At 72.2% G+C, this 24,041-nt stretch carries 23 protein-coding genes; 12 read left to right on the top strand and 11 right to left on the bottom strand.

The annotated features are described in order from the left end of the window. Positions 1-106: 106 nt before the first annotated feature. The gene (argG, locus tag OHT61_RS12100) at positions 107-1,555 is read right to left on the bottom strand and encodes an argininosuccinate synthase (RefSeq protein ID WP_329037691.1); all 1,449 of its coding nucleotides are present in this window, start codon (positions 1,553-1,555) and stop codon (positions 107-109) included. A 149-nt stretch (positions 1,556-1,704) separates the two neighbouring features. Here argG and OHT61_RS12095 point away from each other — a divergent pair, with 149 nt between their 5' ends. The 3 genes from OHT61_RS12095 to OHT61_RS12085 are packed head-to-tail and all read left to right on the top strand — an operon-like array spanning position 1,705 to position 4,317. Next, positions 1,705-3,177 carry an MFS transporter gene (locus OHT61_RS12095; protein WP_329037688.1) on the top strand — a complete coding sequence of 491 codons (1,473 nt, stop codon included), beginning with the start codon at positions 1,705-1,707 and terminating at the stop codon, positions 3,175-3,177. Continuing rightward, complete coding sequence (locus OHT61_RS12090) at positions 3,174-3,746, top strand: TetR/AcrR family transcriptional regulator (RefSeq protein WP_329037687.1); 573 nt, start codon at positions 3,174-3,176, stop codon at positions 3,744-3,746. The genes OHT61_RS12095 and OHT61_RS12090 overlap by 4 nt, the downstream gene beginning before the upstream one ends. A 46-nt stretch (positions 3,747-3,792) precedes the next feature. Further along, positions 3,793-4,317: a hypothetical protein gene (locus tag OHT61_RS12085; RefSeq protein WP_329037686.1), complete on the top strand. Its 525-nt coding sequence runs from the start codon at positions 3,793-3,795 to the stop codon at positions 4,315-4,317. Positions 4,318-4,396: 79 nt separating this feature from the next. Here OHT61_RS12085 and OHT61_RS12080 read toward each other — a convergent pair whose 3' ends face one another. After that, entirely contained in the window at positions 4,397-5,176 is a 780-nt protein-coding gene (locus OHT61_RS12080; RefSeq protein WP_329037685.1) for a DeoR/GlpR family DNA-binding transcription regulator, read from the bottom strand. Positions 5,177-5,203: 27 nt separating this feature from the next. Next, positions 5,204-6,046 carry a class II fructose-bisphosphate aldolase gene (locus OHT61_RS12075; protein WP_329037684.1) on the bottom strand — a complete coding sequence of 281 codons (843 nt, stop codon included), beginning with the start codon at positions 6,044-6,046 and terminating at the stop codon, positions 5,204-5,206. A gap of 287 nt (positions 6,047-6,333) precedes the next feature. Here OHT61_RS12075 and OHT61_RS12070 point away from each other — a divergent pair, with 287 nt between their 5' ends. Continuing rightward, positions 6,334-7,977 carry a M12 family metallo-peptidase gene (locus tag OHT61_RS12070; protein ID WP_329037681.1) on the top strand — a complete coding sequence of 548 codons (1,644 nt, stop codon included), beginning with the start codon at positions 6,334-6,336 and terminating at the stop codon, positions 7,975-7,977. Here OHT61_RS12070 and OHT61_RS12065 read toward each other — a convergent pair. After that, complete coding sequence (locus tag OHT61_RS12065) at positions 7,899-8,720, bottom strand: helix-turn-helix domain-containing protein (protein ID WP_329043212.1); 822 nt, start codon at positions 8,718-8,720, stop codon at positions 7,899-7,901. The two genes, OHT61_RS12070 and OHT61_RS12065, sit on opposite strands and share 79 nt — an antisense overlap. Before the next feature lie 234 nt (positions 8,721-8,954). On the opposite strand from OHT61_RS12065, the gene OHT61_RS12060 reads away from it, so the two are divergent. From OHT61_RS12060 to ku, 3 genes are all read left to right on the top strand, one after another. Further along, positions 8,955-9,650: an SDR family NAD(P)-dependent oxidoreductase gene (locus tag OHT61_RS12060; protein ID WP_329037677.1), complete on the top strand. Its 696-nt coding sequence runs from the start codon at positions 8,955-8,957 to the stop codon at positions 9,648-9,650. 65 nt (positions 9,651-9,715) lie between these two features. Continuing rightward, entirely contained in the window at positions 9,716-10,186 is a 471-nt protein-coding gene (locus OHT61_RS12055) for a GNAT family N-acetyltransferase (protein WP_329037675.1), read from the top strand. Positions 10,187-10,379: 193 nt separating this feature from the next. Beyond that, positions 10,380-11,363, top strand: coding sequence for a non-homologous end joining protein Ku (gene ku, locus OHT61_RS12050; protein WP_329037673.1), 984 nt, complete (start codon positions 10,380-10,382; stop codon positions 11,361-11,363). A gap of 27 nt (positions 11,364-11,390) precedes the next feature. Here the strand turns inward: ku and ligD are convergent, their stop codons facing one another. Beyond that, entirely contained in the window at positions 11,391-12,350 is a 960-nt protein-coding gene (ligD, locus tag OHT61_RS12045) for a non-homologous end-joining DNA ligase (RefSeq protein ID WP_329037671.1), read from the bottom strand. A 147-nt stretch (positions 12,351-12,497) separates the two neighbouring features. On the opposite strand from ligD, the gene OHT61_RS12040 reads away from it, so the two are divergent. After that, entirely contained in the window at positions 12,498-13,259 is a 762-nt protein-coding gene (locus tag OHT61_RS12040; protein WP_329037669.1) for a hypothetical protein, read from the top strand. A 72-nt stretch (positions 13,260-13,331) separates the two neighbouring features. Here the strand turns inward: OHT61_RS12040 and OHT61_RS12035 are convergent, their stop codons facing one another. Both OHT61_RS12035 and OHT61_RS12030 read right to left on the bottom strand, forming a co-directional pair. Next, positions 13,332-13,916 carry a cysteine hydrolase family protein gene (locus OHT61_RS12035; protein WP_329037667.1) on the bottom strand — a complete coding sequence of 195 codons (585 nt, stop codon included), beginning with the start codon at positions 13,914-13,916 and terminating at the stop codon, positions 13,332-13,334. Positions 13,917-14,029: 113 nt separating this feature from the next. Beyond that, positions 14,030-14,677, bottom strand: coding sequence for a hypothetical protein (locus OHT61_RS12030; RefSeq protein WP_329037664.1), 648 nt, complete (start codon positions 14,675-14,677; stop codon positions 14,030-14,032). A gap of 255 nt (positions 14,678-14,932) precedes the next feature. Between OHT61_RS12030 and aac(3) the strand changes: the two genes are divergently transcribed. After that, entirely contained in the window at positions 14,933-15,850 is a 918-nt protein-coding gene (aac(3), locus tag OHT61_RS12025) for an aminoglycoside 3-N-acetyltransferase (protein WP_329037663.1), read from the top strand. Positions 15,851-15,999: 149 nt separating this feature from the next. Here aac(3) and OHT61_RS12020 read toward each other — a convergent pair whose 3' ends face one another. Further along, positions 16,000-16,866 (bottom strand): AraC family transcriptional regulator, encoded by an 867-nt coding sequence (locus OHT61_RS12020; RefSeq protein ID WP_329037662.1) that lies wholly within the window; start codon positions 16,864-16,866, stop codon positions 16,000-16,002. Between the two features lie 424 nt (positions 16,867-17,290). On the opposite strand from OHT61_RS12020, the gene OHT61_RS12015 reads away from it, so the two are divergent. Continuing rightward, positions 17,291-18,103: a hypothetical protein gene (locus OHT61_RS12015; RefSeq protein ID WP_329037661.1), complete on the top strand. Its 813-nt coding sequence runs from the start codon at positions 17,291-17,293 to the stop codon at positions 18,101-18,103. 190 nt (positions 18,104-18,293) lie between these two features. Next, positions 18,294-18,428 (top strand): hypothetical protein, encoded by a 135-nt coding sequence (locus OHT61_RS12010; RefSeq protein WP_329037659.1) that lies wholly within the window; start codon positions 18,294-18,296, stop codon positions 18,426-18,428. A 433-nt stretch (positions 18,429-18,861) separates the two neighbouring features. Here OHT61_RS12010 and OHT61_RS12005 read toward each other — a convergent pair whose 3' ends face one another. Further along, positions 18,862-19,353, bottom strand: a complete 492-nt coding sequence (locus OHT61_RS12005; protein WP_329037657.1) for an NUDIX hydrolase — start codon at positions 19,351-19,353, stop codon at positions 18,862-18,864. A 295-nt stretch (positions 19,354-19,648) separates the two neighbouring features. On the opposite strand from OHT61_RS12005, the gene OHT61_RS12000 reads away from it, so the two are divergent. Then, positions 19,649-20,032: a hypothetical protein gene (locus OHT61_RS12000; RefSeq protein ID WP_329037655.1), complete on the top strand. Its 384-nt coding sequence runs from the start codon at positions 19,649-19,651 to the stop codon at positions 20,030-20,032. A gap of 36 nt (positions 20,033-20,068) precedes the next feature. On the opposite strand, the gene OHT61_RS11995 is transcribed toward OHT61_RS12000, so the two are convergent. Together OHT61_RS11995 and OHT61_RS11990 are read right to left on the bottom strand one after the other, a co-directional pair. Further along, a complete protein-coding gene (locus OHT61_RS11995) occupies positions 20,069-21,244 on the bottom strand; it encodes a MarR family transcriptional regulator (RefSeq protein WP_329037654.1) in 1,176 nt (391 codons plus the stop codon). Positions 21,245-21,661: 417 nt separating this feature from the next. Beyond that, complete coding sequence (locus OHT61_RS11990) at positions 21,662-23,869, bottom strand: HelD family protein (protein ID WP_329043211.1); 2,208 nt, start codon at positions 23,867-23,869, stop codon at positions 21,662-21,664. Positions 23,870-24,041: the final 172 nt, after the last annotated feature.

Here is a 24,041-nt window from a genome sequence, read left to right as displayed (position 1 = left end):
CGGCATGTGCCGAGGACCCGAGAATAGTTCTCGGGTCCTCGGTGCCCTGCGGCCGGGCCGGTCCGCGGGCGGGCGATCGTGCCGGTGCCCGGCCGCCGGTGCCCGGTCAGTCGGTGCCGAACTCCATGGCCGCGCGGTCCAGCAGCTCGTCGTCGCCGGAGACCTCGCCGCGCGAGGCGATCGCCTGGGCGCCGCCCTCGGGCATGGCCCCGATCAGGCCGGTCGCGGCGGCCTGGGCCGCTCCGATCAGCGCCGGGTGCGCGGTGCCCACGAGGCCGAGGCCCGCGAACTGCTCCAGCCTGGCGCGCGAGTCGGCGATGTCGAGGTTCCGCATGGTCAGCTGGCCGATCCGGTCCACCGGGCCGAACGCGGAGTCCTCGGTGCGCTCCATCGACAGCTTGTCCGGGTGGTAGCTGAAGGCGGGGCCGGTGGTGTTCAGGATCGAGTAGTCCTCGCCGCGCCGCAGTCGCAGGGTGACCTCGCCGGTGACGGCGGAGCCGACCCAGCGCTGCAGGGACTCGCGGACCATGAGGGCCTGCGGGTCCAGCCAGCGGCCCTCGTACATGAGACGGCCGAGGCGCCGTCCCTCGTTGTGGTAGTGGGCGAGGGTGTCCTCGTTGTGGATGGCGTTGACGAGGCGCTCGTAGGCGGCGTGCAGGAGCGCCAGGCCCGGGGCCTCGTAGATGCCGCGGCTCTTCGCCTCGATGATGCGGTTCTCGATCTGGTCCGACATGCCCAGGCCGTGGCGTCCGCCGATGGCGTTCGCCTCCATCACCAGGTCGACGGCGGTGGCGAAGGGCTTGCCGTTGATCGTCACCGGGCGGCCCTGGTCGAAGCCGATCGTGACGTCCTCGGGGGCGATCTCGACGGAGGGGTCCCAGAAGCGGACGCCCATGATCGGGTCGACGGTCTCCACCCCGGTGTCGAGGTGCTCCAGCGTCTTCGCCTCGTGGGTGGCGCCCCAGATGTTGGCGTCCGTGGAGTACGCCTTCTCCGTGCTGTCGCGGTAGGGCAGGTCGTGGGCGACCAGCCACTCGGACATCTCCTTGCGCCCGCCGAGCTCGGTGACGAAGTCGGCGTCGAGCCACGGCTTGTAGATGCGCAGGTGGGGGTTGGCCAGGAGGCCGTAGCGGTAGAACCGCTCGATGTCGTTGCCCTTGAAGGTCGAGCCGTCGCCCCAGATCTGCACGTCGTCCTCGAGCATCGCCCGGACCAGCAGGGTCCCGGTGACGGCCCGGCCCAGCGGCGTCGTGTTGAAGTAGGCGCGGCCGCCGGAGCGGATGTGGAACGCGCCGCAGGCGAGCGCGGCCAGGCCCTCCTCGACCAGGGCAGCCCTGCAGTCGACCAGGCGCGCGATCTCGGCGCCGTAGGCCTTCGCGCGGCCCGGCACCGACGCGATGTCGGGTTCGTCGTACTGGCCGATGTCGGCGGTGTAGGTGCACGGGACGGCACCCTTGTCGCGCATCCACGCGACCGCGACGGACGTGTCGAGGCCGCCCGAGAAAGCGATGCCGACGCGGTCGCCGGTGGGCAGGGAGGTGAGAACCTTAGACATGGGAAGAGTATGCATGCTCTTGTATGTATATGCAAATGTCCCTACGGAGGGTGGTGCGGGCGCCGGGCCGGCCGGTCGGCGCCCGAGGGGTGCACAGGCGTTTACCCTGAGGGTGAACACCTGTGCACCCCTCTGCGTACGGAGACCTGATGACCGCACCCGCGCCCGTCGCCGCCCCGGACCACCCCCGCTTCGCCGTCGGCGTCCTGGCCTTCTGCGGCGTCGTGGTCGCGATCATGCAGACGATCGTCGTGCCGCTGCTCCCACACATACCGGAACTCACCGGGGCGACGCCGGCCGCCGCGAGCTGGCTCGTCACCGTGACCCTCCTGACCGGCGCGGTCTTCACACCGGTCCTCGGCCGGGTCGGCGACATGTACGGCAAGCGCCGCGTCCTCGTCGCGTCCCTGGTCGTCCTCGTCGCCGGCTCCGTCCTGTGCGCTGCGAGCTCCCACATCGGCCTGCTGATCGCCGGACGCGCGCTCCAGGGCGCGGCCATCGCCGTCGTGCCGCTGGGCATCAGCATCCTGCGCGACGAACTCCCGCCGGAGCGGGTGCTGTCGGCGGTGGCGCTGATGAGCTCGACGCTGGGCATCGGCGCGGCCGTCGGGCTGCCCCTCGCGGCGGTCGTCATCGAGAACTTCGAGTGGCACACGATGTTCTGGGTCTCCGGCGTCATCGGCATCGTCGACATCGCCCTGGTGCTCCGCTTCGTGCCCGAGTCCCCGCTGCGCTCCCGGGGCCGGTTCGACGTGCTCGGCGCGCTCGGGCTGACCGCGGCGCTGGTCTGCCTGCTGCTGGCCGTCACCCAGGGCGGCGGCTGGGGCTGGACCTCGGTCCGCACCCTCGGCCTGCTCGTGGCCGCCCTCGTGATCGCCCTGGTCTGGGGGGCGTACGAGCTGCGGGTGGGCACGCCCATGGTCGATCTGCGGGTCTCGGCCCGGCCCGCCGTGCTCCTCACCAACGTCGCCGCGCTGCTGATCGGCTTCGCCTTCTACGCCAACTCCCTGGTCACCGCCCAGATGGTGCAGGAGCCGAAGGCCACGGGCTACGGCCTGGGCGCCTCGCTCGTCGTCAGCGGACTGTGCCTGCTGCCCGGCGGGGTGACGATGGTGGCGCTCTCGCCCGTGTCGGCGCGCATCTCCGCGAAGCACGGGCCGAGGACGAGCCTGGCGCTGGCGGCCGGGATCATCGCCGTCGGCTACGTGGTCCGGTACTTCACCAGCCACAGCCTCTGGCTCATCATCGCGGGCGCCACGGTCGTCTCGGCGGGCACGGCGATCGCGTACTCCGCGCTGCCGGCGCTGGTCATGCGCGGTGTCCCCGTGAGCGAGACGGGCGCGGCCAACGGCCTGAACACCCTCATGCGGTCCGTCGGCCAGGCCTTCTGCAGCGCCACGGTGGCGGCCGTGCTCGCCAACATGACGTTCCTGGCGGCCGGCCGCGAGGCCCCGACCCTCGGCGCCTACCGGCTGGTCTTCATGATCGCGGCCGGCGCCGCCGTGCTGGCCCTCGGCGTGACGCTGTGCCTGCCCGGCCGCCGCCGGAGTGACGGTACGGTCGGAGGCACACGCAGGAGCAGCGGCCGCACGCGGGCGATGCCGATCCAGGAGGGCGCATGACCGCCCGAGTCACCGTACCGACCGCGCCGGAAGCCGCCGCCACCGGCAAGGACGCGATCCTGCTCGCCGCCCGCCGGGCGTTCACCCAGCGGCCGTACGCCGAGGTGACCATCCGCGGCATCGCCGCCGACGCGGGGGTGAGCGCGTCCCTCGTGGTCAAGCACTTCGGCCGCAAGGAGGAACTCTTCAACACCGTCGCCGACTTCGGTCCGGCCGCCGCGGAGCTCTTCGACGCCCCGCTCGACGGGCTCGGCCGCCACATGGTGCTGACGCTCGTCCGCAGGCGCAGGGAGCAGAAGGGGGACCCGCTCCTGCGCGTGGTCTTCTCCCTGGGCAACCACGACGAACGCTCCCTGCTGCGGGACCGTTTCCACGAACAGGTGACCGCCCGCCTGACGGCGCGGCTCCCCGGCCGGGAGCGCGCTCTGCGCGCCGAACTGATCGCCGGCCACCTCATCGGACTCGGCGCCACCCTGAGCCTCCACCGGGAGGGTGCGGGCGCGCGGGCGTCCCCCGAACACCTCGCGGACCTCTACGCCCCCGCGCTGCAGGGCCTGGTGGAGGGCTGACGCCCCCGGAGCGATAGGGTCCGGGCCAGTCGACGAGGGGGGCCTCATGTTCTTCCGCACCGGTCTGCGTACCGCGATACCGGGCGTGATCCTGGGAGCGTGCCTGGCGGGCTGCAGCGCCGCCACCACCACCGACGGGCCGGGCGGTGACGTCCCGTACACGCATCCCTCCGCCGCGGCGCAGGCGGCCGCCGACCAGGCGTCCCCGAAGGCCGTGCCCACCGAGGCGGCCCAGGCCGCCGGGACGGGTCCCGCCGGGCCGGAACTCGTCCGCGACGCCTTCGCCGGGCTCCAGGCGACGTACCAGGACGGCTGTGCGCCGGGGGACGGCAACTGCGCCTACTTCCTGGGCCGGGTCCACGAGGAGCTGGCGGGCCTGGACCGGTCGATGAAGGCCGACAAGCAGGGCCCCGCGCACTTCGGGGAACCCGTCGCCTGGATCGGCACCCTGCGCAGGGCGCTGCACGGCGACCTCTCGACGGACAACCTGGAGGAGCACCGGGGCCTGCTGCCCGGCACACGGGACCGGATCAACACCTGGATGCAGGGCCACCCGGAGGACTACCGCTGAGGGCCGGACCGGAAGGGCCCGCGGAGGGGCTGCCCGAGGGCGCCTCCCCGTGGCACGGCCGACGGGACACCCCGGCGGGTCAGACCCGCAGGACCTCGACTCCCAGTGCGGTGAACTCGCCGACGACGTCCGCCGGTGCGTCCCGGTCCGTGACCAGCACCGACACGGCGCCGGTCTCGCACACCTGGGCGAAGGCCCGGCGCCCGAGTTTCGACGAGTCGGCCACCACGATCACCGTGCCGGCGCATTCGGCGAGGGCCCGGTTGGCGCCGGCCTCGGACTCGTCGTGCGTGGCCGCGCCGAAGCGGGGGTGCACGGCGTCCACGCCGAGGATCGTGTAGTCGAGCGCGAGGGTGCGCAGGACGGAGTCGACCAGGGGGCCGACGAGTTCGTACGAATTCGGCCTGGCGACCCCGCCGGTTACGACGATCTTGACCTGCGGCCGGACCGCGAGCTCGTTGGCGATGTTGATCGCGTTGGTCACCACGGTGAGCGCCGTGCCGCCGCCCGCGGGTTCGGGCCGTACGGCCAGCTCCCTGGCCACCTCGGACGTCGTCGTGCCGCCGTTGATGCCCACGGTGGAGCCGGAGGGGACGAGTTCGGCGGCGGCCTTCGCGATGCGCTGCTTCTCGTCGGCCCTGCGGGCCGCCTTGTAGCGCAGGGGCAGGTCGTAGGCGACGGTGCTCACCACCGCGCCGCCCCGGGTGCGGGTCAGGAGGTTCTGCCGCGCGAGTTCGTCGAGGTCGCGGCGGACGGTGGCGGGTGAGCAGCCGAGCTGTTCGGCGGCTTCGAGTACGTCGAGGTGGCCCTGGTCGCCGAGGATCTCCAGCAGCCGGGTCCATCGTGTGTGCGCCGCCACCTGGTCCTCCTCGTTCCGAGCGAAACCCTACCGCCCGGGGCGTGCGAGCAGCGCAAGCAGGCGGGCCACCTCGGCGGCGACGGCGTCGCGGGCGGGGCCGAGGTAGGCACGGGGGTCGGCGGCGTCCGCGTGGGCGTCCAGGTAGCCGCGGACGGTGCGGGTGAACAGCTTGTTGAGGTGGGTGGAGATGTTCACCTTCGTCATGCCCGCGGTGACCGCCCGGGCGAGGCCCTCGTCGCCGACGCCCGAGGAGCCGTGCAGGACGAGAGGGACGCCCGCAGCGTCCCGCAACCGGGTGATGAGGGCGAAGTCGAGCGCGGCGTCGCGGGTCAGCATCGCGTGGGAACTGCCGACGGCGACGGCGAGGGCGTCGACACCGGTGGCCTCGACGAACGCGCGGGCCTCGTCGGGATCCGTGCGCACGCCGGGAGCGTGCGCCCCGTCCTTGCCGCCGATCTCGCCGAGTTCCGCCTCCACCCACACCCCTCGGGCGTGGCAGTGGTCGGCGATCTCCCGGGTGGCGGCCACGTTGTCGTCGTAGGGCAGCTTCGACGCGTCGAACATGACCGAGGTGAAGCCGAGCCGGACTGCCTCGTGGACCAGGGTGGCCGACTCGGCGTGGTCGAGGTGCACGGCCACCGGCACACCCGCGGCTCCGGCGACGGAGAGGGCGGCCAGCCCGATCGCCTCCAGGGAGCCGTGGTAGCGGGCGGTGTTCTCGCTGACCTGAAGGATCACCGGAAGCCCGGCCGCCTCCGCCCCGCGCGCGATGGCCTGCGCGTGTTCGATCTGCACGACGTTGAAGGCCCCGACGCCGGTCGCCCCGGTGCGGGCGCGGTGGGTGATGTCACCGGTGGATATGAGCGGCATGGGCGTCCTTCGCGGATGCGGGCTGCGTGAACCCAGGCGGGTGATGCTCGAAGTTGCTCATTTATAGCTGGTAACGAGCAACTTTGAAAGCGTGGGTATGCCTGGAGTTCCCCTCCGGCCGTGCCGCCCCGGGTATGCGGCGAGAGGACGGAGCGGGGCCTGCTGGAGGCGGCTGTAACCGGGTGAACCTCGCCCCGGATGGCCGTCCGCGAAGCCCATCGGGAAGCGGCTCAGCGCAGTTGCCCAACATTGGGCGCACATCCCCCCAGAGAGAGGTTGACGTTCCCATGCGTCGTTCCCTACTCGCCGCGTTCACCGCGGCGACCGCCCTCACGGCCACTCTGCCCCTGGCCCTGAGTACACCTGCCGCGTCCGCCGGGACCGGTGGGGGCGAGCGCGAACCCTGGGTGGTCCGCAGCGCCGTGATGCGCGCGGACGCCAAGGAGTTCCGTTCCCTGTGCGGCAAGCCGAAGGAGGGCAAGCCCGAGCGCCGCACCTTCCCGCTCTTCCGGCACGGCAAGGGCTTCACGGCGGTCCAGGACTTCCGGCGCAAGGACGCGAACGGCACGGTGTACTGGGGCGGTCACGACCCGAAGATCCCCGAGAACACCATCTCCGTGTCCGTCATCGGCGCGTGCAACGGCGGCCCGGTCACCCTCTCCGGAGCGATCGACGGCGGCTTCCGCCAGTACCAGTACGCGCCGACGGTCAAGCGGTCGGGCGGGTACGTGCTGACGGAGATCGACTCCCTGGCGCTGCCCCCCAACGGGCATGGCGTCGACACCGTCGACGTACCCGCGCGCAAGCCCCACAAGCCCCACAAGCCTCACAAGCCCGGGGTGAGGATCGCTACTCCCGAGAACCCCGCGGCCATCGACATCGTCGTCGCCTACACCCCGGCCAGCGTCGCCGAACTCGGCAGCGTCGCAGCCGTCCAGGGCCGGATCACCTGTGGCGTGAACCAGCTGAACAGGGCGCTCGCAACGAGCGGTGTGCCGGCCAGCGTGCACGTCGTCAACACCTACCAGACCCAGACGACCGGAGTCCCCCGCGAGAACGCCGGGACCCTGCTGGGCATGCTCAGCAACCCCGCGAACCAGGTCCTCGGGGCCCCGGCCGCCACCGCGCGGAGCACGTACAGCGCCGACCTCGTCGCACTCCTCGCCACCATCCCCGCGGAGGACAGCTCCGGCCAGGCGAACCTGCCCACCCCGGCCGCCGCACCGACCACGGACAGCGCCGCGTTCTCCGTCACCAGCGTCTTCTCCGTGACGGCATGGGAGAACCTCGCGCACGAGATCGGCCACAACTTCGGCCTGGTTCACGACCGTGCGACGGTCGTGAACGAGGGAGGGACGACCCCTCCCAACACCGCCAACTACGGTTTCATCACCGCGGACCAGCAGCACCACACGATCATGGCGTACTCCAGCGCCTGCGCCCAGCCGTGCAAGGTGGTCAACCAGTACTCGGCCCTGGAGAACCTGTTCAACGGCCAGGCCGTCGGTGACGAGAACAACAACAACGCCGCCACCGCGACGCGGAGCGCCGACATCCTGGCGGCCTATCGGCCGACCCGGGTGACCAACCGGGTCTCCCTCAACCTCGCTTCCAGCCCCGTGGCCGGAGCCGCGAGCCTCAAGCCCAGTGAATACGGCCCGTACGACCCCGGTGTCCAGGTCACCGTGACCGCGACCCCCAACCCCGGCTTCCAGTTCACCGGCTGGCTGGTCGACGGTGTGGCCCAGACCGTGACCACGCCGAGCACGATCCGGGTTTCCCCCGAGCCGTGCGCCGCACGGAACGCGGCCGCGGGCTCCCGGCCCGGCCGAGAAGTGCGGTCGGGCCCGGGTCAGTTCATCGCCTGCGTGCCGATCACGCCGAGCAGTCGCAGCCGCTCGGCGGCCTCGCTGCCCGGAGCCGCGGTGTAGGCCACGACGCGCAGGTCGCTCCCCGCGGCGACGAGGACGTCGCAGTCCAGGCTGAGCGTGCCCACCTCGGGGTGGTCGACGCTCTTGCTGCCGGACGCGTGGGTTCCCACGATCCCCGAGTCCCACAGCTCCGCGAAGACGGCGGAGGCCGACCGCAGATCCCTCACCAGGGAACGGAGTTCGGGATCGGCGGGGTACCGGGCGGTCGCGGCCCTCAGATCGGCGACGGTGGCGGCCTCGAAAGCGGCCCGCTGCTCGGACGTCTGGCGCACCCGGCCGGTCCGGCCGGCGAAGTGGCGCCAGACGATGTTGCGTTCGCGTCCGCGCAGGGCGGACGGGTCGCCGAACAGGGCAGCCCACTGCCGGTTCCACTCGACGAGGTTCCACGCGGCGTCGTGCACGCTCAGGGGCGCGCCGGCGAGTTGGTCGAGCAGCCGGCGGAGCCCGGGCGGGATGTGGGACGAGACGTGTCCGGGGCCCGGTTCGGGCTGCCCGGCGAGCCGGTGCAGATAGGCGCTCTCGTCGGCGGACAGGCGCAGGGCGCGGGCCAGTGAGGCGAGTACCTGGGGCGAGGGCGAGGTGGCCCGGCCCTGTTCGAGGCGGGTGATGTAGTCGACCGACAGGGCGGCGAGCTGGGCCAGTTCCTCGCGCCGCAGGCCCACGGCCCTGCGCACCCCGCCGGCGGGCAGTCCGACCGTCCCGGGTGCGATCCGGTCGCGCCAGCCGTGCAGCGCCCGCCCCAGCTCGTTGGACTCGGCCCGCTTCCCGGCGGGTCCGGTGGCCGGCCCCGCGGGTGCCTGTGGCGCGCCGTGTGCGGATGCGTCGTCGGGTGTGCTCACCCCTCCAGTATCGGGGCGTGGCCGTCGAACAGCCTGGTACTGCCGGTCCACCCGCTGGGGCGGGTACTCCCTGCCGCGGGGCGGCACGAGCAGGCTGGAGCCACGTACCGTCCGCACGCCGAACACGGGAGCACCGCCATGACCACCACCCTCATCACCGGAGCGAACAAGGGCCTCGGCTACGAGACCGCCCGCCGTCTCGTCGAGGCCGGGCACACCGTCTACGTCGGTGCGCGCGACGTCCGGCGGGGTGAGGAGGCCGCCGAGAGGCTCGGGGCCAGGTTCGTCCGCATCGATGTCACGGACGAGGACTCCGTGGGGGCCGCCGCCGCTCTCGTGCGCGAGGAAGCGGGGCTGCTCGACGTCCTGGTCAACAACGCCGGGATCGCCGGGGCCCGCAAGCCGGTCGGCGAGGTGACGGGCGACGACATGCGCACGACGTACGAGACGAACGTCTTCGGCGCCGTCCGCGTCACCCGGGCCTTCCTGCCGCTGCTGGAGGGCGGGCCGTCGCCCGTCGTCGTCAACGTGAGCAGCGGACTGGGCTCGCTGGCCGCGACGAACGACCCGGACCGCATCGAGTTCACGGTTCCGGCGCTCGCCTACTGCTCGTCCAAGACGGCCCTGGTCATGGTGACGTCGCAGTACGCGAAGGCGTTCCCCGCCATCCGCTTCAACGCCGTCGACCCGGGGTACACCGCCACCGACCTCAACGGTCACACCGGCACCAACTCGGTGGAGGAGGGAGCGGACGTCATCGTCCGCATGGCGTCCATCGGAGCCGACGGCCCCACCGGTGGCTTCTTCGACGCGGCCGGCCCCGCCGCCTGGTGACCCCTGCCCCGGGCGAGGTGCTAAATCGGTCGCCCAAGGCCCTGACCTGCCCGTACGGTGCGCGCATGACTACACGGCTCCGTCTGGAGAAGGTGACCCCGGCCAACGTCCTCGACGCGTGCCGTCTGAAGGTCGCACCCGAGCAGGAACAGTTCGTCGCCCCGGTCGCCAGGTCCCTCGCCGAGGCGTACGCCGACCCCGCCACGGCCTGGCCCCGGCTGGTCTACGACGGAGAGCGGCTCGTCGGCTTCGTGATGGCCTTCTTCGACGTGCGGTTCGCCCCCGCTGACCCGGCGGACCGGCCCCGCTCCGGCCTCTGGCGGCTCGCCGTGGCGGCCGGGGAACAGGGCCGGGGGTACGGCCGCTTCGCGGTGGCGGAGGTCTGCGAGGAGATCCGGCGGCGCGGCGGGACGCGGGTGACGGTCACGTGGGGCGAGGGCGAGCACGGACCCGAGGAGTTCTACCTCCGGCTCGGGTTCCGGAAGACCGGCGAGATGAGCGAGGACCAGGTGATCGGCGAGCTGGACCTGGCGTAGGGCCCCGCGGCCCGGCCGCCCGCTCCCGGCCCTCCCGCCCGGTGATCCACATGCGGTCCGCGGGCGGGGGCGCGAGGATCGGTTTACGGGCGGTGGCCCGGTTGCGCCTCGGCCCCTCGGGCCGGTTCTCCCTTCCAGGCGCTCCGGTCCGCCTCCCGGCACACGCCGCCAGGGGGGTACTGGAGGGAACCGGATGCCGAGGCCACTGTGGACCGGAGCGATCAGCTTCGGCCTGGTCACCATCCCCATCAAGGTGGTGTCCGCCACCGAGAACCACTCGATCTCCTTCCACCAGTACCACCGGGAGGACATGGGGCGGATCCGCACGCGCAAGGTGTGCGAGCTCGACGGCGAGGTCCTCACGCAGGAGGAGATCGGCAAGGGCTACGAGATCGCCAAGGACCGCACGGTGCCCGTCACGGACGAGGAACTCGACCGGATGCCGCTGCCGACGGCCAAGGCCATCGAGATCGTGGCGTTCGTCGACGCCGACAGCATCGACCCCGTCCGCATCAGCGACAGCTACTACCTCGCGGTGGACGGCCAGGTCGCGGCCAAGCCGTACACGCTGCTGCGCAGGGCGCTGGAGCGCAGCGACAAGGTCGCCGTCGCGAAGTTCGCCTGGCACAACCGTGAGCGGCTGGGGCTCCTGCGGGTGCGGGAGGACGCGATCGTGCTGCACTCGATGCGCTGGCCGGACGAGATCCGCAGCCCCGAATCGCTGGCTCCCCGGGAGACGGAGCTGGACGAGGACGAGATCGAGCGAGCCGTGCAGCTCACCGACAGCATGGCCCTGGACGGCATCTCCGGCTTCCGCGACCGCTACCGGGAGGCCCTGGAGGAGCTGATCGCGGCGAAGTCCGAGGGCAAGCCCCTGCCGGCGCCGCCGGGCGGCGAGGAGGAGGAGCCGGGCAAGGTCATGGACCTGATGGCGGCGCTGAACGCCTCGGTGAAGGCGGCGAAGGAGACGAGGGGCGAGGACGCCACCGTGCACGAGATGACGCCCGGCAAGCCCCGCACCCGGAAGAAGGCGGCGTCGGCCCCCCGGAAGACGGCGGCGGGGAAGACGTCCGCCCGCAAGACCGCTGCGAAGAAGACCGCTTCCGCCTCCGGGAAGTCGGCGGCGAAGAAGCAGCCGGCCCGGAAGACGGCGGCGAGGAAGCGGACGGCGTCCTGAGGAGAGCGGGGGTCCTCGGCGGACCCCTCAGCCGATGTCGTCGGGGGCGAGATCGGGCCGCAGCCGGTGCCAGGAGGGATGGCGCAGCCGCCCGGCCTTCGTGCGGGTCGCATAGCCCACCTCGCCGACCAGCCGCGGCAGCACCCACCGTGCACCCGCGACCCGCGGGTCCTCGTCGAAGGGGCAGGTGCCGACGGCGGCCGCGTCGAGCAGCCCCGCGAGCCGGGTCCTTTCGGCGTCGCTCCATCCCGTGCCGACGCTGCCCGCGTACCGGAGCCCGCCCGGGTGCCGCTCGCCCACCAGCACCGCGCCCGGCAGGCCGCCGAGACGGCCGCGTCCCGGCACCCAGCCGCCCACGATCACGTCGGCCGTGCGGACGTGCCGGATCTTGATCCAGGTACGGGCCCGCACCCCGGGCTCGTACACCGACGTCAGCCGCTTGGCGACGACGCCTTCGAGCCCGGCCTCCCGCGTCATGGCCAGTGCGCTGTCGCCGTGGCCGACGACGGCCGCGGGCGTCGACCAGTGGGACCCGTCGAGCATCAGGCCTTCCAGCGCGGCCCGCCGCTCGGTGTAGGGGCGCGCCGTCAGGCTCGCCCCGTCCAGGAAGACGACGTCGAACAGCACCAGGTGGGCGGGGACCAGCCGCGCCATGCGGGCCGCCTTGTGCGGGGATCCCGAGAGGCCCATCCGCGACTGCAGCCGCTCGAAGTCCCCGCGCCCCTGGCCGTCCAGGGCGACGATCTCACCGTCCAGCACCGCCCGCACACCGCCGAGGGCCTTCCCGAGCGCCGCCAGATCCGGGTAGGCGGGGGTGATGTCGGCCCCCGATCTGGCCAGCAGTCTCAGCGTCCCGTCCGCCTCCGCGTAGACCATGGCGCGCTGGCCGTCCTGCTTCACCTCGTACGCCCACTGCTCGTCGGCGGCCGCGGACGGCAGACGGCCCGGGGTGGCGAGCATCGGGGCGGTACGCGGCAGGGAGGCCATGGCAGCACCTTCTCAGCACAGCCCGCACGCGGCCCGTGATCAGGGCCGGTGAGCCCGCGTAAAACGCCGTACGCCGAACCGGGGAGGCCGGTAAGGTGACGATCTTCGGAGGGCGCAGGCCCCCGGAGTCCCGAAGGCGCGACGCCGATGAACCAGACCGCACCCACCCCCGCCCGGCGCGAACTGCGCACCGCACTGGCGGACCTGTCCGCCGTCCTCGGCGGAATGACGGCCCGGCCGGACGAGATCAACTGCGAGTGCCACTGGGGCGGCGCGGAGGAGCTCGCCCTGCTGAAGGTGCCGGACGTGCCGCTCGACCCGGACCTGCTGCGGCGCACCTGGGAGGCCGTGGACTGGTCGGACCACGCCGCTGTGCTGCGCCGCATACTCCCGCAGTTCGCGACCGAGCTCGTCGCCGGCCGGGTGAGGCCGCTCTTCGACATGGGGAACGTCGGGCAGTCCTTCGCGCGCGGCCGCTGGCAGGAGTGGCCCACCGCCCAGGCCGAGGCGGTCAGGACCTTCCTGCGGGCCTGGCTCAGGGACGTGCTCCTGTCCGAGGACGGCCCCGTGCCGGCGTACGAGGTGTTCGCGGTCTGCGCCGAGGGCTCGGGCACGGCCGCTCCGTGGCTGACGGTGTGGGAGGAGACCGCGCACCCGGTGGCCGACCGGCACCTGAGGACGGCCGTGGAGCACTGGGAGTACGAGCTGCTGGGGGACGCCCTTCCCTGGTACTCCTGGGAGAGGGACGGCCCGATGGCCGGGGAGATGACCGCCTGGCTGGTCGGGCACGCCCCGGCGCGGATCGGGTCGGCGGGCGCGTCCGACGACCTGCTCCACCGGGTCAGGCTGCTGGGTCTCACGGGCGAAGCCCGCTGGGACGACCCGCACTGGCCCGGCCACGGGTACTGAGGGGCGGCGAACCGGGCGCGTTCGGCTGCCGGTTGCTGCGAGGCGGTGCTGCCCCGGGCCCCCTTCCGCGACTCAGGGCCCGGAGTGCGGCGGAGCGGTGAACGTGACGTCGGCGGCGCGCGCGGTGACGTCCGCGTCCCGGCTGAGCGGCCACGCGGCCACCCGCGAGACGGCCGCCGCCCGGACGACGGGGCTGATGCCGGGCTCCGCCGGGATGTCGTACGTCGCGTGGGCGTCGTGCGGCAGGACGACCCGGTAGGCGAGCGCCACTGCCGTACGCGCCGTGGCCTGCACGCACATCTCCGACATCAGGCCGCAGACGGCGAGCGACTTCACGCCCGCCGAGGTCAGCAGGTCACCCAGCGCGGTGTCCTGGAAGGCGTCGTCGTGCGTCTTGCGGACGACCACCTCCGCCGGTCCGCTCCCGACGGGGTGGTGGAGCTCCCATCCGGGGGTGCCGGGCTCGTCGGGCGCCCCGGGATCTCCGTCGTTCTGGACGTGCACGACGAGCGCCCCGGCCGACCTGGCCCGCGCGATCAGGCCGGCCGTCCGGTCGACGAGGCGCGCGGCATCGGGCAGGGCGCAGTCACCGCCCGTGAACGCCTTCTGCACGTCGACAACGACGAGTGCCTGCACCGGACTTGTGTGAGTGGTCATGCGGTCATGATGACGTGCGGCGCCGACCTCACGCCCCCCGGGCGTGCCCGGCAGGGCCCCGGACCCTGCCCGGCTCCGCGCGGCGAGCGGCGCGGGCCCCGTCGGCGGCCGGGTCAGCCCTTCTTGGTGCAGATCGCGTCGTACGGACGGCCGGGGCTCGGGAACAGCTCGATCGGGTTGTCCGCTTCCGCGGGGCACGCGTCGGCGGTCTTGGCCAGGGCGAGCACCTTGTTGCCGCCGCTCGCGCAGGCGATCTCCTTGGCCTGGTCGTCGACGCAGTCGCCCACGACCAGCTGGCCGCCTCCCGCACCGGCGTCGCCGGGGTGGTCGCCGGAGAGGTTGCGGCCGCAGACCGTCTTGCTGGGGATGCCGCTGGTCGACGCGTCCCCGCCGAAGGACACCTTCACGGAGATGATCTCGTCGGTCCCCGCCGGGCACTCGACGGCCCCGGCGAAGATCTCGCCGTCCTTGACCGCGAGCGCCTTGATCGTCGCCTTGGGGTCGTCGCAGTCGACGGCCTGGAAGCCGTCCTTGGACGTGGACGTGTCCGGACCGGCGCAGTCACCGGCCTTCCAGTCCTTGGCCGGCTTGCTGCCGCCCTCCGACGTCTGGGTGCAGGCGGTGGCGGCCCCCAGCACGAGGCCGAGCGCCAGGACCGCCTTCGCGGAGCGGAGGAGGACCGGACGAGCGCCGTGTCCCGACGGGGAACGGGTGCTCGCGGGGCGGCTGTTCCGGGGTCGCGTACTGCCGGGGACGGTCATGCTGCTCCTTGGATACCTGGCGTGTCCCGCGCGGCACCCATCGTGACCGCGGGGTGGTTCGCGCGGGAGGACGGCGGGGGCGCGCGCCGTGGTTCCCGGGAGAGGCGGTGCGCGCGAGACCGTCACGCAGTCGCAACCGGGCGGAGCGCGGGCACGGCGGTCACCGGTCCGGAGCACCCGCCTGGGCAGTGGAGCCGATGGCGGTGGTCGCCGGAGTCCGGGCCGGGACAAAGGAGGCCCGATAGCGTCCCGCGTATGCGCGAACCGACCTCCGACACCCCGCAGTCCGCCCCGGTACCGGGCACACCGCCACCGGACGAGGGCCGGGCGGCCCTGCTCGCACGCGCCGACGGGCCCGTCACCCGGGACCGGCTCGTCCGCGACCTGAAGACGCTCGGGCTGGCCGAGGGCGACACCGTCATGTTCCACACGCGGATGTCCGCCATCGGATACGTGACCGGCGGGACCCAGACCCTGATCGGCGCCCTGGGGCAAGCCGTGGGGGAGCGCGGCACCCTCGTGGTGACCTGCGGCTGGAACGACGCCCCGCCCTACGACTTCACCGACTGGCCGCAGGCCTGGCAGGACGCCGTACGCACCGGGCACCCCGCCTACGATCCCCGGACCAGCGAGGCCGAGCACGACAACGGCCGCCTCCCGGAAGCGCTGCGCCGGTGGCCCGGAGCCGTACGCAGCCGGCACCCCGACGTGAGCCTCGCCGCGCTCGGGTGGTCGGCCGACGAGCTGATGGCCGACCACCCGTGGGACGACCCGCACGGCCCGGGCAGTCCGCTCGCCCGGCTCGTCGCCGCCGGAGGCCGGGTGCTGATGCTGGGCGCTCCCCTGGAGACGCTCACCCTGCTGCACCACGCCGAGGCGCTCGCCGACCTGCCCGGCAAGCGGTACGTGGAGTACGAGCAGCCGATCACGATCGACGGCGAGCGGGTCTGGCGCCGCTTCCGGGACATCGACTCCTCGGGCGGGGCCTTCGACTACTCCTCCGTCACGCCGGCCGGCCGGGATCCGTTCGAGACGATCGTGGGGGACATGCTCGCCGCCGGGACAGGACTCTCCGGCCGCGTCGGCGCGGCGGAGAGCCACCTCTTCGAGGCCGCCGACGTGGTCGAGTACGGGCTCGCGTGGATCGAGGAGAAACTCGGCGGCGCCCTCTGAACGGACGTCGCCCGAGCCCCGCTCCTCGACGGGCCCGATGCCCGCCTCCCGCTCCGGTGACGGTCCCCCTGCGGTGACGGTCCCCCTGCGGTGACGGTCCCCCCGCGGTGACGGTCGCGATCCGGGCGGGCCCGGCGTACCGCCGGTTCTCAGAGCGCCGAACGCTCCACGGGAATCCACAGCTGTGCGTCAGCCGTGGCCCCGTCCTCGGCCACCCGCACGCTGAGGATCTCCGGGCCGGGCCTGCTCGCGTACGGGTTGGACGGGAACCACTGGGTGAACACGTCCCGCCACAGGTACTGGAGAGCCTGCGGGAAGGGGCCGGAGCTGTCGAAGACGGCCCACAGTCCCGCAGGGACGTCGAGCGCGTCCATGTCGTCAGGGACGTCGGCGCCCGTCACCACCCCGTGCCAGTAGTCGAGTTCGGTCCCCTCCGCGCGGCTCGGGTCGAGTTGGTCGCTCACCCCGACGATCCCCGCGGGCTCCTGGTCGGCCAGTGCGGCGATGCGTTTCGACGTGTCCGGGCCGATGCTCCTGATGAAGTCGGCGATCGCCGGATTGACCCCCTCATGGACGAGCGGCACCCGGGCCTTCCTGCCGACCACACGGAAGTCCGGCCGGTCCACGATCCTGTACCGCATGCTGCTGCTCCCTTCGATGACGATCCGGAAGGACATCCGGGGCTGGGAGTGCAGTGCCGCACCCGTGCGCCTGGCCTCGCCCGGACCCACCCCGTGCATCGCACGGAACGCCCGGGCGAACGCCTCGCCCGAGCCGTAGCCGTACCGCGTCGCGATGTCGAGGAGCGTCCGCCCACCGTCGAGCACCTCGGCGCCCGCCACGGTCAGCCGCCTGCGCCGGATGTACTCCGACAGCGGGAGGCCCGCGAGCGCCGAGAACATCCGGCGGAAGTGGTACTCCGAGGTGACGGCGATGCGCGCGAGGCCTGCCACGTCGATCGGCTCGTCGAGGTGCGCCTCGATGTGCTCCAGGGCCTGGTTCAGCCTGTCCAGCATCCCGGACTCCTTCCTTTCGGCACTCACGTTAGGAAGGGCCGACCCTGCCGTACCCGACATCCTGTGCCCGAAGCGGTCGGGTCCGGTCGGCTTCGCCGATGCCCGCTGACCCTGGGGCGGCCCCGGCGCCGGGCGGTGCACCGTCCTCAGCCGCATGGCCCTCCAATGGGTGCCGCATACCCCGGAGGTGCCTGCACGTAGGCCCGGCCAATGCATCAGAGCCCGCGCAACGCCTGCTGGCGGATACGGCGGGAGCGCTTGATACGGAGAGTGACGGGCCTGTCGGATCTTCCGTTGCGTGATGGGCTTTCATACCCCTATGTGGTGAGTGCGCACTCACTGTGGGTCATGTCCGGCGGGCGCGCGCCGCGCTGAGGCACCTGCGTCCGCAGAGTGCTCCGCGCCTACCTGAAAGGAAATGAGTGTGAGCACTCACTTCGGTGTGACCCGAGGCCGTGCCCTGGTGGTCGCCGCCCTGGCTGTGATGGTCTCATCGGCGATCGCCGTACCGGGGTCCGCCGTCGCGGACGGGGACGACGGCCGCGAGGGGAACGACGGGAACCAGGCGCGCCACTCGGACCACTGGGGCGTGATCGCCCGTAACACCATCGGCTCTCCCGTCGCCGAGCTGCGGAACGGCCCGTTCGGCTCGTTCGACGTCGCGGATCCTTCGGCCGCACCGCCCTACGGGCGAGGCAGTCTCGGCATCGCGGTGGCGGACAACTCCACCTCGCTCAACCCTCCCAGCGAGAAGGTCGACTTCGGCAACGAGGTCGACTTCTTCGGGGACCCCGTGCGGGGCCTGCGGCAGGTCGGGTTCCACGTCTTCCAGACGGGGGAGAACGTGTCTTACGGGGGCGCGGGGAACATGCCGAACATCAGGTTCGAGATCGATCCGAACCTGGCCGCGCTTCCGGCCGACGACTACTCCACGATGGTGTGGGTGCCCGACGCCTCGCCTGTGACGAACCGATGGAGCGACTTCATCGACGCCACCTCGTCCGGCTACTGGTACCTCACGGGCAACGAGGCCCCCGCCTGCAACCAGGCTGCCAGGTGCTCCCTCCAGCAGTTGCAGGCAGCGCTCAACGACGGCGGCCCCGGAGCGACGATCCTCACGGCTGCGGTGGGCAAGGGCCGTGACCACATGTGGATCGGCGCGGTCGACGGTCTCCGCGTCAATCAGAACATCTTCGACTTCGAGGCCAGGGGCGTCAGGACGCATCAAGCCGACTGAAGCGGCCGGTTGAGCCCTGGACCGGCCGCCGCATCAGTTGCTCCAGGGCTTCGGTGGCTTCCGGTTATCCAGGAGCCCGCTGAAAACGTCTTCGCTCAGTGTCTGTCCGAGATCTCTGGTCGTATGGCCAGGGGGTCGTGAAGCTGGCCTGTATGGGTTCGGTTGGGGTGGTGCGGCGGTACTGCTCGGAGTGCGGGGTGCCGCTGCCGATGACGAAGTCGGCGACAGCGGTGTTCTGTTCGTCGCGGTGTCGGACGCGAGCCTGGCGGGCGAAGGCGTCACCGAACTCCGTGACGGTGACGTCATAGTCGAACGCCGCAGGTGAAACGCACATCCCAGGGCTTTCTCAGAGGGGCGCGACGGGCTGCCGACGCGCCCCGCACGCTCCTTGTTCGCGCCTGTCATGAGCAAGTCGCACGGCCCCATTCCGGTCGCGTCCTGGGCTGATGAACGGTTGATCCGACCACCGCCGGTGGTCGGTCCGGACCAGGGGCACGAGGGTGGTGACGTCATGTTGGATCGGGTCGGGAACGTTTCACGGACGCGTTACGAAGAGCTCGTCGCACAAGCACGCGAGCTGATCGCTCAGGTCACAAAGGCCCAGTTCGCGCTGGGTGACAAGGCTTTGATCATTGAGCCGATGCGGCCGCCGGGAGGGTCGGTGACCAGGGGGAGCGACGATCTGTTCACGGTGGAGGAGGGACTGGTCCAGGAAGGACTGATCCAAGCTTCACACCCGGCGCGGTGGAGCCGGGTTCTCAGGCGCCGCCGGGCGACGGCGGAGAGAAGACGTACTGGGCTGCCTGCTCGTTGGACACGGCAGCTGCGATTCGCTTGCACATGTCGTCTGACATCGGAGGCAGGTCGTCCAGCGCGAACCACTCGGCAGCCGTGTTCTCGCCGTCGTCGGGACTCGGAACGCCGGACTGCCAAGCAAAGCGGAACACCAGGTCGAGATACTGCGTCTGGTCCCCGTTGTCATAGACGACAGGGTCCGTGACGTGAACCATCGCCAGCCGCTCCGGAACTGCCACGATACCGGTCTCCTCAAGCACCTCCCGGGCTGCGGCGTCCGCCGGTTGCTCCCCCGGATCGATGATCCCAGTCACTGCCGTCCACTTGCCGTTATCTGCGCGCTTCGCCAAAAGGACCTGGTCATCCCTGACGACGACCGCGGTGACGCCTGAGAGCCACAGCGGATCGCTTCCAATTTTCTTGCGCAGCGCAAGGATGAAATCTGGTGTTGCCATCGAGTCACAATATCGACCCTGCGCTCAGGCATGCCGCCCGCCCCCGAGCCTGTTGATTACCAAGTTTCAGTTTCCAGACACTCACTCAGGGCGACGTGAGCAGCACGCGGCCCCCTGCGGCGAAGGCGCGCTCACCCGCTCGCCCGGCAGCCCGGCCGGAGGGGTGGCCCACCCTGCCGGACCCGGCATCCTGTGTCCGATGCGGTCGGGTGCCGGGGTGGCCCGGCTCGCGGCGGCGTGTGCGGGAGTGGGCAAACGGGTGGCTGCTCGCTTCCACGTCCTGCATCCTGTCCCGGTGGCGGACGCTCGCACGGACCAGGACCAGGAACGAGACCAGGACCGCGGCACCCGGCGCAAGGTCGTCGTCGACCTCGTCGTCATCGCGGTCCTGTTGCTGCCCCCGCTGTTCTCCCTGTGGATGAGCGCGGCGGACGCGCGGGAGCACCTGAGCACCGACTGGGAGGTCAACCACCGGGCCAAGGAGTCGCTTCAGCGGTATGCGCTGCTGATCGTCGGTCTGCCGGTGGGGGGAGCCCTCTGCGGCTGGATCACCGCCGTACTGCGGGACCGTCCGGCGCCTCTGCCCACGGTCAGGGGCATGTTGGCCGGGACGCTCACGCTGTGGGTCCTGGGCATCGTGTCGTTCGTCGGCGCGCTCGGGCGGCTGACGAACCCGTGAAGTCCCGGTATGGGCGGGAACGGAAGGCCCGTGTCCTCAGGGTGACTTGAGCAGGACGCGAAGTTCGGCGGCGAAGGCGCGCACGTCCCGCTCGCTCGGCAGGCCGGCCGGTGGCTCGGGTGCTGTTCCCGGCTGGGCGGCGACACGGCAGGGGCGGCAGAGGCCGTCGGGGAGAGCTTCCGGGCGGCCGGGCGCGGCGCATTTGACGCATTCGCGCAAGGCCCGGTGCACGGGAGCGCCGGGTGGGGGCGGAGCCGGGTCGGCCGACACGTGCGGCGGGATCTTGTCGGCGAGGCGGCGCCGTACGAACCCCACGGGGGAACCCACCTGGGGCGGGAGCCCGGCGGTGAGGGCCTGCGTGAGGTAGTCGGTGTTCACACCGCGCGCGAGCCATTCGGCTGCCCGGCCTTCGAGGACGGCGCAGTCGGCGGCGGACAGCGTCAGCCGGGAGTCGATGCGGCCGAGTCTCGCCAGCGCGAGGTAGGCCTGGGAATGCCCGACGGGGGAGTCGGCGGACGGAGGTTCCGGGGCCTGCGCGGCCGGTGCGGGTTCGAGGGCCTCGGCTCGTGCGGGTGCGGGTGCGGGAGCCGGGGCCGGGGCCCCGGCGGGCGCGAGTGCGTCGGCGGGCTCCACGGCGCTGCGGTCGGACGGCTCCACGGCACTCCCGCCGGGCGCTCCGGCGACACGGCTGTCGGTGACACGTTCCTCGGTGACACGTCCCTCGACGGCCTCGACGGCCCCGGCGTACGGCGCGTCGATGACGCCTCCGCGGGTGTCCCGGGCGCCGATGATGATGGTCCTGATGACGCCCGGAAGGTCCCTGACTGCTGCGGCCCACCACGCGTCGTCCCGCGCGGTGCGCGACCAGAACGTCCGGAAGACCCAGCGGAACTGGCCCATCACCCGCACCAGGCACCTCACGCGGCGCAGGTGTCCCGCGTAGGCCACGATCCTCAGGGCGGAGCCCACGGCCTGCTGGCCGTACAGCGGCAGCTGCTTGGCGAGGCTCTTGACGTCCATCGCGGCGCCGTCGGGGAGCCGGTCGATGAAACCGGCGACGTAGCGCTCACGCTCGGGCAGCAGCGCGAAGTCGGCCGTGCGGCAGGGAGGTTGTCCGGGCGCCGCGCGCTTGCCGTAGCCGGGCTTGGCCATCGGGTAGGGCTTGGAGGATGCGGGGGCGCGCAGGGCGGAGCTACTGTGCTGGGTAACCACGGGATCGCCTTCGTGATCGATCTTGCGGTGAGACCCCGGCCTGGTGCTACTAACACCGCGTCGGGGTCGTCTGGTTCTCGCACCGTAGGCAGTCGCCACGCTCCGCCGCAAGTTGCTCACGATTAGTCATACTTGCTGGCCGTGACGGGTCAGGTAGGGCGGGAGGGTTTCCTGAACCTGCTTTTCCCTACCGGGTAAAGAAGGCGCTCGAATCCCGGATCCCGCATCCCGGCGCCCGGGTCCCGAAGCTCGGGCTTCGGGCGGACCAGGAGCTCCGGGTCCCTCGAACGTGTGAACCGGGCGCCCGTGCCCTCGGGACGTGGGATTCGGGACTCGGGCGTCGGGACGTGGGATTCGGGACTCGGGCGTCGGGGGCGCTGGGCCGGGGCGGCGAGGCCGCCGCGTGGCCGACGCCGGTCAGCGCAGCGCGTCGGGCAGCCCCTCCCGGTGGACGATGCCGAGGCGCTGTGTCGCACGGGTCAGCGCCACGTACAGATCGCTCGTCCCGAACCGCGCGGGCTCGACCACCAGCACGTGGTCGAACTCCAGGCCCTTCGCCTCACGGGGGCCGAGCAGCACCACGGGGTGGGTGAGGTCGGGTTCCGCCCCGGCGGTGACCCCGTCGAGCGGAGCCGCGATCTCCTCGTGCAGCGCACGCGGCGCGATCACCGCGAGCCGCCCCTCCTCCGGCGTCAGCTCGGCGACGGCACGCGCCACCGCACCCGCCAGATCGGGGCCGGACTCACGCGTCCACGGCTTCTCGCCCGTCGAACGCACCGACCCCGGCGGTTCGAACGAGGGGTCCTCGGCCCGCACGACCCTGGCCGCCAGGTCCATGATCTCGGCGGGCGTACGGTAGTTGACCCGCAGCCGCACATGCTCGAAGCGGTCGCCGACATACGGTTCCAGGATCTTCTCCCAGGACCCCACGCCCGCCTCCTCCGACGTCTGCGCGGGGTCGCCGACCAGCGTCAGCGAACGCGTGGGCGAACGGCGCATCAGCAGCCGCCACGCCATCGGCGACAGCTCCTGCGCCTCGTCCACGATGATGTGACCGAAGGCCCAGGTCCGGTCGGCGGCGGCGCGTTCGGCGGCACTGCGGTGATCGGCCTCCTCCTGCCGCTCGGCCATCCGCTCGGCGTCGATGATGTCGTGGGCGGCCAGGCGCTCGGACTCCTCGTCCTCGAACTCGTACGTCTCCGAACCCCGGGACAGCTCCAGCACACCCTGCGCATAGGCCACCCGCTCCTGGCGTTCCGCCTCCGCCGCGGCGCGCGCGGCGCTGTCGTCGGAGCCGAGCAGTTGGGCGGCCTCGTCGAGGAGTGGCACGTCGGCCGGCGTCCACTCGCCGCCGGGGGAGCGCCGGATGGCCTCGGCCTCCCCCTCCGGTACGTACACGGGCTCGTCGAGGTAGTCGGCGAGGAACTCCTCGGGCGTGAGCATCGGCCACAGATCGGCGACGGCGGCGTGCACCTGCTCGCTCGCGGCGACCGCCTTGCCGAGCTGGGCGATGTCGTCCGCCCCGAGGAAGTTGGGCCCGCCGTACGGGTCCGCCCCGATGCGCTCGGTGAGCTGAGCGGTGAGGGCGTCGATGATCTGGAACGCGAAGTAGGGGCGGGCGAGGTTGTGCGGCAGCAGGGTGTCGCGGGCGGCCTGCCGGGCCTCGTAGGCGATCTCCCAGTCCAGGACGAGGTCACCGTCGTCGTGCGGGACGACGATCGGGGCGCCGGGCTCGGGCAGCGTCTGCCGGTCGCGCACGGCCAGGGCGAGCGCCTCCGCCATCCCCGCCCCGCCCTTGACGGCCGCCGCACGCGGGGTGTCCGTGCCCCGGGCGTGCACGCCCGGGAAGAGCTCGGCCTGCGTGGCGAGCATGACACCGGTCTCACCGAGCGCGGGCAGCACCTCACCGATGTATCGGAGGAACGCCGGGTTCGGGCCCACCACCAGCACCGCCCGCTTGGCGAGGAGCTCGCGGTGCTCGTAGAGCAGGAAGGCGGCACGGTGCAGGGCGACCGCCGTCTTGCCCGTACCGGGGCCGCCCTCGACGACGAGGACACCGCGGTGCGGGGCGCGGATGATGCGGTCCTGCTCGGCCTGGATGGTCCGCACGATGTCGCCCATGCGGCCCGTACGGGCGGAGCTCAGCGCGGCGAGCAGCACGGCGTCACCGGTCGGGTCCTCGAAACCGCTGCGCTCGTCGTCCCCCAGGTCGAGGATCTCGTCGTGCAGCTCGGTCACCGTGCGGCCCTCGCTGGTGATGTGCCGGCGTCGGCGCAGCCCCATCGGCGTGTGTCCGGTGGCGAGATAGAAAGGCCGGGCGACGGGTGCGCGCCAGTCGATCAGGAGGGGCGTGTGCTCGGTGTCGTCCTCGCGAATTCCGATACGGCCGATATGGTGCGCGGCCCCGCCGAGAAGATCGATGCGCCCGAAGCACAGGGAACCATCCACCGCGTCGAGGGCGGCGAGAAGGCCCGAGCGCTCGGAGACGATCACGTCCCGCTCCAGGCGGGCCTGGAGGCCGTTCCCGACCGGGGTCAGCGCGTCCTCGACGCCCTGCGCGGTGTCGCCGCGGAGGGCGTCGACACGGTCGTAGAGCCGGTCGACGAATTCCTGCTCCTTCTGCAATTCGACGTTTTCGCGAGTTGACAAAACCGCTCCCTGCCGGATAGGGTGATTCTTGTGGCCCCCGGTGTGGGGCCTTTTCTGTGGGCGCACAGAAACACCAAATATACGTGAGGAAATCCCCGGTCGGCAATTGCGGACCGGGGATTTCGTGCGTCCGGGGCGGGCGGGCCCG

Origin of the sequence: Streptomyces sp. NBC_00178 (genome assembly GCF_036206005.1) — a bacterium.
GTDB lineage: Bacteria > Actinomycetota > Actinomycetes > Streptomycetales > Streptomycetaceae > Streptomyces.
Note: the sequence above shows the minus strand (reverse complement) of the source record. Positions and strands in the feature narration are given on the sequence as shown.

Coding starts and splice junctions, on each gene's coding strand:
- OHT61_RS12095 (WP_329037688.1), top strand. CDS start 1,705: ATGACCGCACCCGCGCCCGTCGCCGCCCCGGACCACCCCCGCTTCGCC.
- argG (WP_329037691.1), bottom strand. CDS start 1,555: ATGTCTAAGGTTCTCACCTCCCTGCCCACCGGCGACCGCGTCGGCATC.
- OHT61_RS12090 (WP_329037687.1), top strand. CDS start 3,174: ATGACCGCCCGAGTCACCGTACCGACCGCGCCGGAAGCCGCCGCCACC.
- OHT61_RS12040 (WP_329037669.1), top strand. CDS start 12,498: ATGAACCAGACCGCACCCACCCCCGCCCGGCGCGAACTGCGCACCGCA.
- OHT61_RS12085 (WP_329037686.1), top strand. CDS start 3,793: ATGTTCTTCCGCACCGGTCTGCGTACCGCGATACCGGGCGTGATCCTG.
- OHT61_RS12055 (WP_329037675.1), top strand. CDS start 9,716: ATGACTACACGGCTCCGTCTGGAGAAGGTGACCCCGGCCAACGTCCTC.
- OHT61_RS12070 (WP_329037681.1), top strand. CDS start 6,334: ATGCGTCGTTCCCTACTCGCCGCGTTCACCGCGGCGACCGCCCTCACG.
- ku (WP_329037673.1), top strand. CDS start 10,380: ATGCCGAGGCCACTGTGGACCGGAGCGATCAGCTTCGGCCTGGTCACC.
- OHT61_RS12075 (WP_329037684.1), bottom strand. CDS start 6,046: ATGCCGCTCATATCCACCGGTGACATCACCCACCGCGCCCGCACCGGG.
- OHT61_RS12020 (WP_329037662.1), bottom strand. CDS start 16,866: ATGCTGGACAGGCTGAACCAGGCCCTGGAGCACATCGAGGCGCACCTC.
- ligD (WP_329037671.1), bottom strand. CDS start 12,350: ATGGCCTCCCTGCCGCGTACCGCCCCGATGCTCGCCACCCCGGGCCGT.
- OHT61_RS12005 (WP_329037657.1), bottom strand. CDS start 19,353: ATGGCAACACCAGATTTCATCCTTGCGCTGCGCAAGAAAATTGGAAGC.
- OHT61_RS12035 (WP_329037667.1), bottom strand. CDS start 13,916: ATGACCACTCACACAAGTCCGGTGCAGGCACTCGTCGTTGTCGACGTG.
- OHT61_RS12030 (WP_329037664.1), bottom strand. CDS start 14,677: ATGACCGTCCCCGGCAGTACGCGACCCCGGAACAGCCGCCCCGCGAGC.
- OHT61_RS12060 (WP_329037677.1), top strand. CDS start 8,955: ATGACCACCACCCTCATCACCGGAGCGAACAAGGGCCTCGGCTACGAG.